11 protein-coding genes are annotated in these 12,318 nt (G+C 72.0%); 7 read left to right on the forward strand and 4 right to left on the reverse strand.

What is annotated here, in order from left to right; translation table 11 throughout:
* The first annotated feature begins 5 nt into the window (after window positions 1-5).
* Window positions 6-1,061, forward strand: a complete 1,056-nt coding sequence (gene hypE / locus TU31_RS24615; protein ID WP_042158903.1) for a hydrogenase expression/formation protein HypE — start codon at window positions 6-8, stop codon at window positions 1,059-1,061.
* 62 nt (window positions 1,062-1,123) lie between these two features.
* Here hypE and efeB read toward each other — a convergent pair whose 3' ends face one another.
* Window positions 1,124-2,374, reverse strand: a complete 1,251-nt coding sequence (gene efeB / locus TU31_RS24620) for an iron uptake transporter deferrochelatase/peroxidase subunit (RefSeq protein WP_042158260.1) — start codon at window positions 2,372-2,374, stop codon at window positions 1,124-1,126.
* Between the two features lie 288 nt (window positions 2,375-2,662).
* Here efeB and TU31_RS38115 point away from each other — a divergent pair, with 288 nt between their 5' ends.
* The gene (locus tag TU31_RS38115) at window positions 2,663-3,160 is read left to right on the forward strand and encodes an acyl-CoA carboxylase epsilon subunit (protein WP_052719035.1); all 498 of its coding nucleotides are present in this window, start codon (window positions 2,663-2,665) and stop codon (window positions 3,158-3,160) included.
* Between the two features lie 25 nt (window positions 3,161-3,185).
* On the opposite strand, the gene TU31_RS24630 is transcribed toward TU31_RS38115, so the two are convergent.
* Window positions 3,186-3,440, reverse strand: a complete 255-nt coding sequence (locus TU31_RS24630) for a hypothetical protein (RefSeq protein WP_042158262.1) — start codon at window positions 3,438-3,440, stop codon at window positions 3,186-3,188.
* A 374-nt stretch (window positions 3,441-3,814) separates the two neighbouring features.
* Here TU31_RS24630 and TU31_RS24635 point away from each other — a divergent pair, with 374 nt between their 5' ends.
* The 3 genes from TU31_RS24635 (at window position 3,815) to TU31_RS24645 (ending at window position 7,534) form a co-directional block, all read left to right on the forward strand.
* On the forward strand, window positions 3,815-5,455 hold the full coding sequence (locus TU31_RS24635) for an APC family permease (RefSeq protein ID WP_042158264.1): 1,641 nt from the start codon (window positions 3,815-3,817) through the stop codon (window positions 5,453-5,455).
* 195 nt (window positions 5,456-5,650) lie between these two features.
* Complete coding sequence (locus TU31_RS24640; protein ID WP_042158265.1) at window positions 5,651-6,484, forward strand: PP2C family protein-serine/threonine phosphatase; 834 nt, start codon at window positions 5,651-5,653, stop codon at window positions 6,482-6,484.
* Between the two features lie 63 nt (window positions 6,485-6,547).
* Window positions 6,548-7,534, forward strand: coding sequence for an MASE1 domain-containing protein (locus TU31_RS24645; RefSeq protein ID WP_042158905.1), 987 nt, complete (start codon window positions 6,548-6,550; stop codon window positions 7,532-7,534).
* A 31-nt stretch (window positions 7,535-7,565) separates the two neighbouring features.
* On the opposite strand, the gene TU31_RS24650 is transcribed toward TU31_RS24645, so the two are convergent.
* Window positions 7,566-8,627, reverse strand: coding sequence for an ATP-dependent DNA ligase (locus TU31_RS24650; protein ID WP_042158266.1), 1,062 nt, complete (start codon window positions 8,625-8,627; stop codon window positions 7,566-7,568).
* Between the two features lie 93 nt (window positions 8,628-8,720).
* On the opposite strand from TU31_RS24650, the gene ligD reads away from it, so the two are divergent.
* Window positions 8,721-9,734, forward strand: coding sequence for a non-homologous end-joining DNA ligase (gene ligD / locus TU31_RS24655; RefSeq protein ID WP_245698678.1), 1,014 nt, complete (start codon window positions 8,721-8,723; stop codon window positions 9,732-9,734).
* Between the two features lie 292 nt (window positions 9,735-10,026).
* Window positions 10,027-10,347, forward strand: coding sequence for a hypothetical protein (locus tag TU31_RS24660; RefSeq protein ID WP_045867331.1), 321 nt, complete (start codon window positions 10,027-10,029; stop codon window positions 10,345-10,347).
* A 55-nt stretch (window positions 10,348-10,402) separates the two neighbouring features.
* Here TU31_RS24660 and TU31_RS24665 read toward each other — a convergent pair whose 3' ends face one another.
* Window positions 10,403-11,950 carry an AMP-binding protein gene (locus tag TU31_RS24665; RefSeq protein WP_042158268.1) on the reverse strand — a complete coding sequence of 516 codons (1,548 nt, stop codon included), beginning with the start codon at window positions 11,948-11,950 and terminating at the stop codon, window positions 10,403-10,405.
* Between the last annotated feature and the right edge of the window lie 368 nt (window positions 11,951-12,318).

The following is a 12,318-nucleotide window of genomic DNA, read 5'->3' on the forward strand; positions in this document are numbered from 1 at the left end:
GCGGTCTGCCCACCGTCGACATCTCCGGCTGGACCTGCCCCACCCCGCTCCGTGACCAGCCCCGGGTCGTCATGGGGCACGGCGGCGGCGGTGCGCTGTCCGCCGAACTCGTCCAGCAGATCTTCGCCCCCGCCTTCGGCGGCGAGATCCTCGCCCAGCTCGGCGACTCCGCCGCGGTGTCCCTCGGGGGCGTCCGCCTGGCGTTCTCCACCGACTCCTATGTCGTGCGGCCGCTCTTCTTCCCGGGCGGCTGCATCGGCGACCTCGCCGTCAACGGCACCGTCAACGACCTCGCCATGAGCGGCGCCAGAGCGTCCTATCTCTCCTGCGGCTTCATCCTGGAGGAGGGGGTCGAGATGCCGGTGGTCGCCGGGGTCGCCGACGCCATGGGCGCGGCGGCGCGGGCCGCCGGGGTCGAGGTGGCGACCGGTGACACCAAGGTCGTCGAGGCGGGCCACGGTGACGGCGTCTACCTCAACACCGCCGGCATCGGCCTGATCCCGCCGGACGTCGATCTGCGTCCGCAGCGGGTCGTCCCCGGCGATGTGGTGATCGTCAGCGGGGACATCGGTCTGCACGGTGTGGCCATCATGAGCGTCCGTGAGGGCCTGGAGTTCGGCGTCGAGATCGAGAGCGACTGCGCGGCCCTCGGCGGCCTCGTCGAGTCCATGCTCGCGGTCACGCCCGATCTGCATGTGCTGCGCGACCCCACCCGCGGCGGGCTGGCCGCCGCCCTGTGCGAGATCGCCACCGCCTCCTGCACCGGCATCGTCGTCCAGGAGCGCGCGATCCCCGTGCCGTCGGCCGTCGCCAACGCCTGCGCCATCCTGGGTCTGGATCCGATGTACGTCGCCAACGAGGGAAAGCTGGTGGCGTTTGTCCCCCGCGAGCACGCCGACGCGGTGCTGGACGCGATGCGTGCGCATCCGCTGGGAGCCGGTGCCGCGATCATCGGGGAGACCGTCGAGACGCACCCCGGCATGGTCGTGGCCCGCACTCCGCTGGGCGGCACCCGGGTCGTCGATCTGCCGCTGGGCGAGCAGCTGCCGCGGATCTGCTGAGGCACGCATGAGGGCGGCGCCGGACGTCGGGCGCCGCCCTCGTGCCGTGCGGTCGGGCCCGCTCAGGTCTTCTGAAGCAGCCGGGACCCGAACCAGTCGTCGGCGTCCCGTACCCCGGGCAGGATGAAGAAGTAGCCGCCGCCGATGGGTGTGATGAACTCGGACAGCGGCTCGTGGCGGAGGCGCCGCTGTACGGTCGCGAACTGCCGCTCCGGGTCCTGCTGGTAGCCGCAGAACACCAGCCCGAGGTCCATCCGTCCCTTGCTGTCGTAGCCGGCGTCGTAGTTGTAACTCCGGCGCAGGAAGCGGGACTTCTCGGTCTTCTCGGTGCGGGGGTTGGCCAGCCGGATGTGTGAGTTGAGCGGGATCTTGCTGCCGTGCGGGTCCTCGCGGTACCGCGGCGCATCCGACTCGTGCGTGCCGTCCAGCGGCGCACCGCTCGCCTTGCGCCGGCCGAAGATCTTCTCCTGGCGCTCCAGCGGCACCTTGTCCCACTTCTCGATCTGGAAACGGATCAGCCGCAGCACCTGATAGCTGCCGCCCAGCGCCCAGTCCGGCTCCCCGCAGGGCGGGGTCACCCACAGCAGCTGGTCCATCTCCCGCGCCGAGCCGGTGTCCGGATTGACGATCCCGTCCTTGAAGCCGACGAAGGTACGCGGCGCCCCCGAGGGCCGCGACGGGTTGAGAAAGGCGTCCGCGCGCCAACGGGGCCGCAGCAGCCCCTCCGTCTCCCGCGCCAGATCGCGCAGCACATGGACGACCGCGTCCGGGTGCTGGGCACAGACCTGCAACGACAGATCACCGTGGCAGCGGGCCGGCTCCAGCCGGTCGTCGGGGAACGCCGGCATCGCCTTGAGGTGCCGGGGCTTGTGCCCGGACAGGCCGAAGCGGTCGTCGAACAGGGAGGCGCCCACGCCGAGGGTGATGGTGAGGGAGTCGGGGGTGGGCTCCTCCGAGGCGCCCTGCTCGTCCCGCGGCTTCACACCGGCCGCCAGCACCCGCGACCGTCGGGTGAGCCGCTGGAACAGGGAGATCAGGCCGTCGCGGTCCTGGGCCAGCACATCGAAGCCGACGAAGCCGGCGAAGAGCTGCTGCGGGGTCACGATGCCGGCCTGATGGTCACCGTGGAAGGGCACCTTGTCGGGCAGCGGCCCGCCGTCGCGCAACCCACCCACGGGCCGGTCCGCCGCGGTGGCCGGCCCGCCGAGCCCGGCGGCGGCCACCCCCGCGATCCCCGCCGCACACTTCAGAAACCCCCGGCGTCCGTCGTGCCGCGGAGCGGCACACCCGTCCTCGGCCTGATCACGTCTCATGGTCCCGCCATCCTGACTGCGTCATCCGGCAGCCGCGTGCCTGCACATACCTGTGCGCGATGCTCGCCGCCCACGACGTGAGGGCCGGGAGCAACACGGCCCCGGCCCCGGATATCACGCCTGGGCCCCCGGCGGGTCGTCCGAATGGCGCAGCCGAGGGGCCCAGCGCGCGACAGCGCCCCGGCACGCTTCTAGCGTCGGCCCTGTGACCTGCCCGAACTCTCCCCGTGCACCGTCGGGTGGCAGGTCAGCCACCGCGCCCCACCGCCGAGCCATGGACCCCCACACATGAGCACATCCACCGACGCGAGCACCGTCCTCAGCGAGGCCACCCGCCTCGGCGAGGACACCACCCTGGACGAGCGCGCAGCCGAGGGCGCCGCCGTCTCCCTCGGCGAGGTCCCCGCCGTCAACGGGGCGCCAGCCGTAGCGGCCGAAGAGGACACCGTCGCCGACGCGGGCGGGGGCCCGGACGAGAGCGTGCCCGTCGGCGGCACACCGCCCACCGGGGGCGGCGGCCCGGCCGCCGGAGGGGAGGGCGCAGCCGTCGACGGCCCCACGCCCCTCGACGGAAGCGCGCCCGACGGTCCGCCCGTCTCCTGGCTGCGTATCGAGAAGGGCCATGCCGAGCCGGAGGAAATCGCGGCGATCAGCGTCGTGCTGTGCGCCCAACTCGCCGGACTGCACGCCCTCGCCGAGGACGGCCGGCCCGCGGAACCGCCCCCGGGACGGCGGCGTCCGCCGCACCGCTCGGCCTGCTGGTCGGGTTGCTGGATCTGCGGCTGAGCCCCTGCGGCAGCCTGGCCGGCGGTCAGCCGAAGGCGATCAGGAGTACCGACACCACGGCGACCACGACTGCGCCGATGGCGAAGCCGGAGATCACCGTGCGCTGCCAGGGCGCCGGACGGCCCCCGTGCAGTGCGCTGCCCATCCGGCCGTACTGCTCGATCCGTCCCATGGGTGTCAGGGGCTCGGTCCGCCCCTGCGGCATGCCCTGCGTCCAGTCGGGCCCCGGCTGCGGGTACCGTCGCCGCCAGCTCTCGTCCTCACGCCACGGCAGTGTCATCCGATTGCTCCTCGCCTCGTTACCAGTAGTCGCGGCGGAGCCGGCATCCCCCTGTGCCGATGCGGCTTCCCCCGCCGGTCTCCTACCCGTCTCCCGCGAATGATGTGCGCCCCCGTCGCGTGAGTCGGGAGGATCACATGGCGTCACCTACGCGGTGCCCGGGCCCGGGCCGGCGCGTGCCGGTCAAAGCCGCTGCCCGTGGTGCCGCCCACCGCGCTGACCAGGGGTGAGTGCTGTGTCCCGCGCTGCACGCTCCGTGCCCCGACGCTGCGCTCCGTGCAGGAAGTGTCCGCTGGTGGAACGCGGAATTCCCCCTCGGTGATCGTCGAGTAGGGTCCGGCGAGCCGGAACAGTGAATCAAGGAGGCCGTTCTCGTGGCGGAGCGTCAGGTATCGGGTGAGGGCGACGGGGCGGCTGCCCCGGAAGTGCAGGCGCAGGAGCGCCGATTGCGCCGTGACCTGGGCTTCTGGGGGCTGACCGGCATCGGCTTCTCCAATATCGTCGGCTCCGGCTGGCTGTTCGCCGCCCTGTACGCGGCCCAGACGGCCGGCCCCGCGGCGCTGCTCTCCTGGGTCGGCGCCGGTCTGCTGTGCGGGCTGGTCGCCCTGGTCATGATCGAGCTGGGCGCGACCCGGCCGGAGGGCGGCGGCACGGTCCGCTGGCCGCTGTTCGCCAGCGGCCGGCTCGTCGGCACCCTCATCGGCTGGTCGACGCTGCTGTCGGTGGGCGGCACCGCGGCCGAGATCAGCGCGATCATGCAGTACGCCGCGCACTACCTGCCGGGCCTCTACAACGGCCACACCCTCACGCTCTCCGGGCTGGCCCTGGCCGCCGGACTGAGCACCGTGCTGACGGCGCTGAACTGGTTCGCGGTGCGGATGTTCGCCCAACTCAACAACCTGGTCTCGGTGTTCAAGATCGTGATTCCGGTGGTCACCGTGATCGCGCTGATCGCCTCCGGCTGGCACTCCGGCCGCCTGACGGACCACGGCGGCTTCGCCCCGTACGGCTATGTCGCCTGCCTGACCGCGCTGGCCGGCGGCGGCATCGTCTACTCCGTCAACGGTTTCCAGGCTCCGCTGGACTTCTCGGGCGAGACCCGCAACCCCCGCCGGACCATTCCCGCCGCGGTGCTCACCGGCATCGGCCTCGCCGTGCTCATGTACCTGGCCCTTCAGGTGGCGTTCCTCTTCACCGTCCCCGAGCACCTGCTCGGCAACGGCTGGAAGGGAGTCTCCTTCGAGTCGCCCTTCGGCCAGCTCGCCCTGATCCTCAATCTGCACTGGCTGGCCAGCCTGCTGTACGCGGACGCGGTGATCTCGCCCGGCGGTTCGGCGTACGTGGGGGTGGCGCTCAACGCGCGGCACACCTACGCGCTCGCCAAGAACGGCACCATTCCCCGCTACTTCATGAAGGTCAACGAGCGGTTCGGCATCCCGCGCCGGGCACTGGCGATCAACCTCGTCGTCATCATGGTCTTCCTGCTGCCGTTCGGCGGCTGGCAGGACATCGTCAGCGTCATGGGCGACATGTATCTGCTGATCTACGCGGCCTCCGCGGTCGCGGTCGCCGTCTTCCGCGCCGAACCGGGCGGCCGCACCGCCGGCTGGGTCCCGGGGCTGCGCTGGATCGCGCCGCTCAGCTTCGTGGTGGCCAGCGAGTTCGTCTACTGGTCGGGCTGGCACGACCTGCGCCTCGCCCTGCCTCTCGTGCTCGGCGGCCTGCTGATCTTCCTGGCCATGCGCCGCCCCGGCGCCCGCGACAAGGCCGCCCTGGAAAGCGACGGTGGTGGCCCGAGCCGCTCGCTCGGCGCGGAACTCCGCACCGGCGCCTGGATGGTGGCCTACCTCGTCGGCCTGACGGTGCTCTCCTGGCTGGGCACCTTCGAGGGCTCCGGCCGGCTCCCGGCCCCGTACGACTCGGTCACCGTGGCCGCCCTCGCGCTCGCGGTCTTCTTCTGGGCCGTGCGGTCCGGCGTCCGGCATCTGGAGGTGGCCCATCCGGCGACCGCCTGAGACGCGGCCACCGAGGGCGAGGGGGCGGGCCGGGCCGCGCCTGCGTCGTCAAGCGGAAGTCCCCCCGCAGAAATATGATGAATCGGGAGAGGCGGGCTCCCCGAGAGCCCCCATGAGGCCTGGTCCGGCGGCCACTGCGGAGACGCATGAGCGCGCCCGCGGTGGCCTTCGCACCGACGCACCTGGGAGCGGCCCATGCTTCGGCGTCGTCCCCCGCGGTCGGCGAGCGCGGACGATCTGCTGACCACGCTCGGGCGGCTGACCGCCCAGGCGCGGGAGGGCGCCGAGAAGCAGCGGGCCCGGGTCGAGCTCGCCGAGGCGCTCCAGCGGGAGATGCTGCCCGCCGTACTGCCGGGGATACCGGGGCTGCGCGCCGCCGCCACTTACGCACCCGCCCGGCACGGCCTGGACATCGGGGGCGACTGGTACGACGGTTTCCCGCTGCCGGACGGCTCGCTCGCCTTCTGCGTCGGCGATGTCCAGGGGCATGACGTCGAGGCGGCCGCCTTCATGGGGCAGATCCGCTTCGGGCTGCGCGCCGTCGCCGGCCACGCCGCCGACCCGGGGGAGGTGCTGAGCCGGGCCAACGACCTGCTGCTCTCCGTCGACTGCGGGCTCTTCGCGACCTGCACCTTCGTCCGCTTCGACCCGGTCGCCTGGGAGCTGACCAGCGCCCGCGCCGGTCATGTGCCCGGCATCTGGGCCACCACCAACGGCCGGTCCGGCATCGCCGACGACCCGGGGGGCCTGCCGCTCGGCATCGTGCCGGGGGAGAGCTATCCGGTCACCCGCCGCCGGTTCGCCACGGCGGGGGCATTCGTCCTGCTCACCGACGGCGTCGTCGAAGGGCCGTCGTTCCCGATAGAGGCGGGACTGAGCCAGGTGACCCGGCTGGTCAGCGCCAACGCCGACGGCGATCCGGCCACCGTGGCGGACGTGGCGATGAGCGTGGCCGAGTTCACCGGGCACACCGACGACTCCGCGGTCCTCGTGCTGCGCTTCGACGCGGCCGCCCCCAGAGCCGGGTGAAGCGCGGCCCGGGCGCGCGTGTCGCGGACGGCGCCCGGCCGTCCGCGTTGTCTGATGGCTGATGTGGTGCGCACCGAGGAACTCCGCCGTCCCGCACCAGCAGCCCTGACGATCCTCGTGCTCGCCGGCGTCTACTACGGCACCGCGCAGATCGGGCTGCTGGAGCAGGTGGTGATCGCGGGTGCCAGGGTCACACCGTTATGGCCCCCTACGGGTATCTCCCTGAGCTGTCTGCTGCTCCTGGGCCTGTGGACCTGGCCGGGCATCGCGCTCGGCACCCTGCTGGTCGTCGCCTCCCTCAGCCCGCTCGACGTCTCGGTCCTCGGCATCATGGCGGGCAACACCCTGGCCCCGGTGTGCGCCTTCCTGATGCTCCGTCGGGTGGGCTTCCGTACCGGGCTGGACCGGCTGCGCGACGGGGTGGCGCTGGTCGCCCTCGGCGCCTTCGCCGGGATACTGGTCAGTGCGACGGTGGGCAGCGGCACGCTCCTCCTCAGCGGGGCGCTGCCGCCCGGCGGCTTCTGGCGGACCTGGGCGGCGTGGTGGGTGGGCGACGCCATGGGCATCCTCGTCGTCACCCCGCTCGTCCTCGCCTGCCGCAAGGTCCGCCGGCCTACGGGCGTCCCCGCCTATCGGTGGGCCGAGGCCGCAGCCCTGCTGGTCGCTTCCTTCGCGGTCTCGCTGGTGGCGGTCACCAGCGAGCTCTCGCTGCTGTTCCTGGTCTTTCCGCTGATCGTGTGGGCGGCGCTGCGCTTCCAGCTCGCGGGCGCGGCGCCCTGTGTGCTGCTGGTGTCCGTCCTGGCCATCATGGCGGCGACGCGCCGCACCGGACCGTTCGAGGGCCAGAGCCTGCTGGAGGCGATGGTCAACCTTCAGGCCCTCAACGCGTCGGCGGCCCTCACCGCGCTGCTGCTGTCGGCCATCGTCACCGAGCAGAACAGCATCCGCCGCAAGATCGAGCAGGCCTGCCGCGAACTGGCCGAAGTGGTGGACCGGCTCGCTCCCGGGGAGAGCCGGCGCCGCTGGCCGTCGGAGGGGGAGGAGAGCTGATCCGCCCGGGTGTGGTCGGTGGCCCGTACGGTCAGCCCCGCAGCAGTTCCTCCAGGTCGTAGCCCACCGGCTCCTCCAGCTGCGCGTAGGTGCAGCTCTCCGGCGTACGGTCGGGACGCCAGTGACGGAACTGGGCGGTGTGCCGGAAGCGGCTGCCTTCCATGTGGTCGTAGGCCACCTCGCACACCCGCTCCGGGCGCAGCGGCACCCACGACAGGTCCTTGCCGCCGCTCCAGCGGCTGGGCCCGCCCGGCATCCGTCGCGCCGCATGCGCCGCCTCGTCGGTCCACTCGCCCCACGGATGGCCCGTGACGTCGTCCATCCGCAGCGGCGCCAGCTCCTCGACCAGCTTGCGGCGCTTGGCCATGGGGAACGAGGCGCACACCCCGACGTGCTGGAGCTGCCCGGCGTCGTCGTGCAGCCCCAGCAACAGGGAGCCGACCACCGGCCCGCTCTTGTGCAGCCGGTACCCCGCGACGACGCAGTCGGCGGTGCGGGCGTGTTTGATCTTGTACATGGCCCGGTCGCCCGGCCGGTACGGCAGATCGAGCGGCTTGGCGACCACCCCGTCCAGCCCCGCCCCTTCGAACTGGGTGAACCAGCTGCGCGCCAGCTCCTGGTCCCGCGTCGCGGGCGCGGTGTACACCGGTGGACGGGCCGGCCGCAGCGCCTCGACCAGCGCTTCCCGCCGCGCCGACTGCGGCTCGTGCAGCAGCCCGGCGGAGTCGAGGGCCAGCAGGTCGAAGGCGACGAGCGAGGCGGGCGTCCGCTCGGCGAGTGTACGGACCCGGGAGTCCGCCGGGTGGATGCGCTCCAGCAGCTCCTCGAAGTGCAGCCGGCCGTCATGGGCGATCACGATCTCGCCGTCGATGACGCAGCGCCGGGGCAGCTCGGCACGGGCCGCGTCGACCACTTCGGGGAAGTAGCGGGTGAGGGACTTCGTGGTGCGGCTGGCGATCTCGATGTCGTCGCCGTCCCGGAAAACGATGACGCGGAAGCCGTCCCACTTGGCCTCGTACTGCATACCGGCGGGAATCTCGGCCACCAGCTTCGCGAGCATCGGGGAGACCGGGGGCATGACGGGCAGGTCCATGTCCCGATCCTGCGGGCTGCGGACGCATCCCGCGCGCCGGGGGCGCGGCCCTTCCGGCGCGCGGCGGCGGCGCACGGTACTTAACGTGGAGTCATGGCCGGAGCCGGAGCTGTGGAGCTGGATGTCGCGGGACGAAAGGTGCGCCTGTCGAACCCCGACAAGACGTACTACCCGGAGCGCGGCTTCACCAAGATGGATGTCGCGCAGTACTACCTCGCCGTCGCCGAGGGGGTGCTGCGGGGGCTGCGCGACCGGCCCACCACCATGCAGCGCTTTCCCGACGGCATCGAGGGCGAGTTCTTCTACCAGAAGCGGGCGCCCAAGGGCATGCCGGACTGGCTGCCCACCGCCCGGATCGCCTTCCCGAGCGGACGGTTCGCCGACGAGATGTGCCCCACCGAACCGGCGGCCGTGCTCTGGGCGGCCAACCTGGGGTGTCTGACGTTCCACCCCTGGCCCGTCCGCCGCGGTGACACCGAGCACCCCGACGAGCTGCGGATCGACCTCGACCCGCAGCCCGGCACCGACTTCGCCGACGCCGTCAAGGTCGCCTTCGATCTGCGCGAGCTGCTGGCCGAGCACGGGCTGCGCGGCTGGCCCAAGACCTCCGGCGGCCGCGGAGTGCACGTCTATGTACCGATCCGCCCCCGCTGGACCTTCACCGACGTCCGACGGGCCGCGATCACGCTGGCGCGGGCGCTGGAACGCCGGATGCCGGATCTGGTGACCTCGGCGTGGTGGAAGGAGGAACGCGGCGAGAAGGTCTTCGTCGACTACAACCAGATGGCCCGGGACCGGACCATCGCCTCCGCCTACTCCCTGCGCGCCCGGCCCCGGGCGACCGTCTCCACCCCGCTGCGCTGGGACGAGCTGTCCGACGCCGCCCCCGAGGACTTCGATCTGCGCACGGTCCCGCCGCGGTTCGCGGAACTCGGTGATGTGCACGCGGACATGGCGGACCACGCCTTCGGCCTGGATTCCGTCCTGGAACTCGCGGACCGGCAGGCGGTGGACGAGGGCCTCGGCGATCTGCCCTATCCGCCCGACCACCCGAAGATGCCGGGCGAGCCGTCCCGGGTCCAGCCGAGCCGGGCCCGTAAGCGTTGAGGGCGGGGCGGTCCGTAGGGCGGCCCCGGAGCCCCGTGGCGGCTCCGCTCTCTTGGACGGCGCTGTTCGCCGTGGGGTTACCGCTGGGTCTGCCGCCGGTGCCACCGATGCACAGGCCCTCGTCATCGTGCGGCTCTGACCAGCCCGTTCGCCGGTTTGCTTTGCCAATTCATTGCCGCGACTGGAGCAATTCTTGGGGCCGTTGGAGTGGCTGTCCGTCGTGTCTGCGGGGTTTTCGGTGAGACGCGGTACTCATCGAATGTCAGATTTCCTGCCACACAGGAGAAACGCAATGCGCAAGTTCATAGGCCGCTCCGTGGCCACCGCGGCCCTTGCCGCCGCTACCGTCCTCCCGCTCGCCGGCATGGCTTCGGCCACCCCGCAGGCGCCGGCCGCATCGTCAAATGGCGACCACCACGGTCGTCACCACCATGGTCGTCACCACCATGGGCACCACTGCCACCACAACGGCGGCTACAACGGCTTCAACGGCTTCGGCGGCTTCGGCGGCTTCGGCGGCTACAACGGCTACAACGGCTTCGGTGGCTGCGGCTACGACAACTACGGCTACGGCTTCTGGGGCTTCCCCTTCGGCCTGCTGGGCATCCTCTGACCGGCAGTAGCACTGACAGGCCGCCGCAGCCCTTGGCTGCGGCGGCTCGTCGCTGTCATGCCAGGGTGCCGGCCTCCTGCTCGGCCCGCCGGCGCAGCTCCTTCTTGTCCGGCTTGCCCACATCGGTCAGCGGCAGCGCCTCGACGAAGGTGATCCGGTGCGGCTCGTACATCGCACCGCGCTCCGTGCGCACCATCGCACGCAGCTGTTCCCCGTCGACCTCGCTGCCCGGTGCCCGCACCACCGCTGCGTGCACCCGCTCCATCCGGTCGGCGTCCCGGACACCGAACACCGCGCTCTGAAGTACCTGCGGGTGCGAGTTCAGCAGGTCCTCCAGCTCCGTGGTGTACACATGGCCGCCGACCACGACGATCATGTCCTTGAGCCGGTCAACGATGGTCAAGTACCCCTCGTCGTCGAGGAATCCGATGTCCCCTGTGTGCAGCCAGCCGTCCCGCAGGACCTCGGCGGTCAGCTCGGGCTGCTTCCAGTACCCCTTCATGATCATGGCGGAGCGCACACAGACCTCGCCGTGCTCACCGGCCGGCAGATCGCGGCCGGACTCGTCGCGGATCGCCACCTCGACGTCGGGCAGCACCTTCCCCGCCGAACGCAGCCGGTCGGGGCGCTGCGGATCGTGGTCGTCCTGGGCGAGCACGCTGATGCCGCCGGCCTCGTTCTGCCCGTAGCCCTGCATCAGCACCGGGCCGAACATCCGCACCGCGTCGGCTATCCGGGCCGGGGAGGCCTGGCAGCCGCCGTACGTCAGCATCCGCAGACTGGAGGTGTCGGTGTGCGGGGCGTCCGGGTGGTCCATCAGCTGATAGAGCAGCGGCGGCAGCAGGAACAGCTCGCTGATGCGCTCCCGTGCCAGGGTGGCGAGCACGGTGCCGGGGTCGAAGTCGTCGAGCAGGACGACCGTACCGCCCGCGTGCAGGGTGCTGTCGGCCATCATGCCGGCGGCGTGCGCGAGGGTGGTGCAGACCAGCTGCCGGCGCTCGAACTCCGGCTGCTGCGGCAGCACTCCGTGGAACCAGCGCGCCTGCTCGAAGGTGGTGCAGATGCCCTTCGGGTGGCCGGTGGTGCCGCCGGTGTGCCGGATGGTGCACACATCGTCGGGCCGGGCCCGGCTCGCGAACGGCTCGTCCGACTGTCCGGCCGCCAGCTCCAGCAGATCCGCGCCCACCTTCGCGGGGCCGAGGACGAGGACGTCCGGCACCGGCGCCAACTCGGTGACCTCGGCGGCCCGTTCGGCGTACCGCGGGTCGACGATCAGGGCCCGGGTCTCGACATCGCGGACGATGGCGGCCTGCGACTCGGCGGACAGCTTGTTGTAGAGGTGGTTGACCCGGGCGCCGATCAGATTGGCGGCGTAACGGGCGGCGAGGGTCTCCGGGAGATTGCCGCTGAGCAGGGTGACGGTCGCTCCGCGGTCGACACCCCGGGCGCGCAGGGCGCGGGCCAAGCGGTGGATCAGCGAGCGGAGTTCGCCCGCGGTAACGCGGCGGCCCTGGTGGACCAGGGCTTCGCGCGCCGGGTCGGCGCTAAGTGCATCGAGGTTCTCCTCCACGTAGGTACGGAATGTCCGGGCGGCGATGGGCATGATGTAGGGCTTCCTCCTGACGCCGGCGGGTGCGGGCACGTACGCCGGGGTGGGGCGTTTGGTTGCCACAGGCAACTAATGTCAGGGTAGTCGCTGGAGATCAACATCTCCAAGTCGGCTGCCGGGGACGGGGTGTGCGCCGGTCACGGGCTGCCGCGGCCGGTCTGGCGGCGCGCGGTGGTCGCCGGTAGCGGCGGGCCGCACGGTGCCCGGTGATCACCGGCTGCGGTCGGCCGCGCGACGTACGGTCACCGGCCCTGCTGCCCCCTCGGAATCCCGTCCGGAATCATCGCCCCGAATATCGTCAACGCGGTCGCCGACCTGGGAACCGCGTCGGATAATGCTCCCTCGCGCACGGGACGCGGACG

The sequence above is a fragment of the Streptomyces lydicamycinicus genome (assembly GCF_000829715.2).
Classification (GTDB): Bacteria; Actinomycetota; Actinomycetes; order Streptomycetales; family Streptomycetaceae; genus Streptomyces; species Streptomyces lydicamycinicus.

What these genes read in the sequence shown, in the direction of transcription:
- efeB (WP_042158260.1), bottom strand. Translation starts at nt 2,374, where the DNA reads ATGAGACGTGATCAGGCCGAGGACGGGTGTGCCGCTCCGCGGCACGAC.
- TU31_RS24630 (WP_042158262.1), bottom strand. Translation starts at nt 3,440, where the DNA reads ATGACACTGCCGTGGCGTGAGGACGAGAGCTGGCGGCGACGGTACCCG.
- TU31_RS24665 (WP_042158268.1), bottom strand. Translation starts at nt 11,950, where the DNA reads ATGCCCATCGCCGCCCGGACATTCCGTACCTACGTGGAGGAGAACCTC.
- TU31_RS24660 (WP_045867331.1), top strand. Translation starts at nt 10,027, where the DNA reads ATGCGCAAGTTCATAGGCCGCTCCGTGGCCACCGCGGCCCTTGCCGCC.
- TU31_RS24640 (WP_042158265.1), top strand. Translation starts at nt 5,651, where the DNA reads ATGCTTCGGCGTCGTCCCCCGCGGTCGGCGAGCGCGGACGATCTGCTG.
- ligD (WP_245698678.1), top strand. Translation starts at nt 8,721, where the DNA reads ATGGCCGGAGCCGGAGCTGTGGAGCTGGATGTCGCGGGACGAAAGGTG.
- TU31_RS24650 (WP_042158266.1), bottom strand. Translation starts at nt 8,627, where the DNA reads ATGGACCTGCCCGTCATGCCCCCGGTCTCCCCGATGCTCGCGAAGCTG.
- TU31_RS38115 (WP_052719035.1), top strand. Translation starts at nt 2,663, where the DNA reads ATGAGCACATCCACCGACGCGAGCACCGTCCTCAGCGAGGCCACCCGC.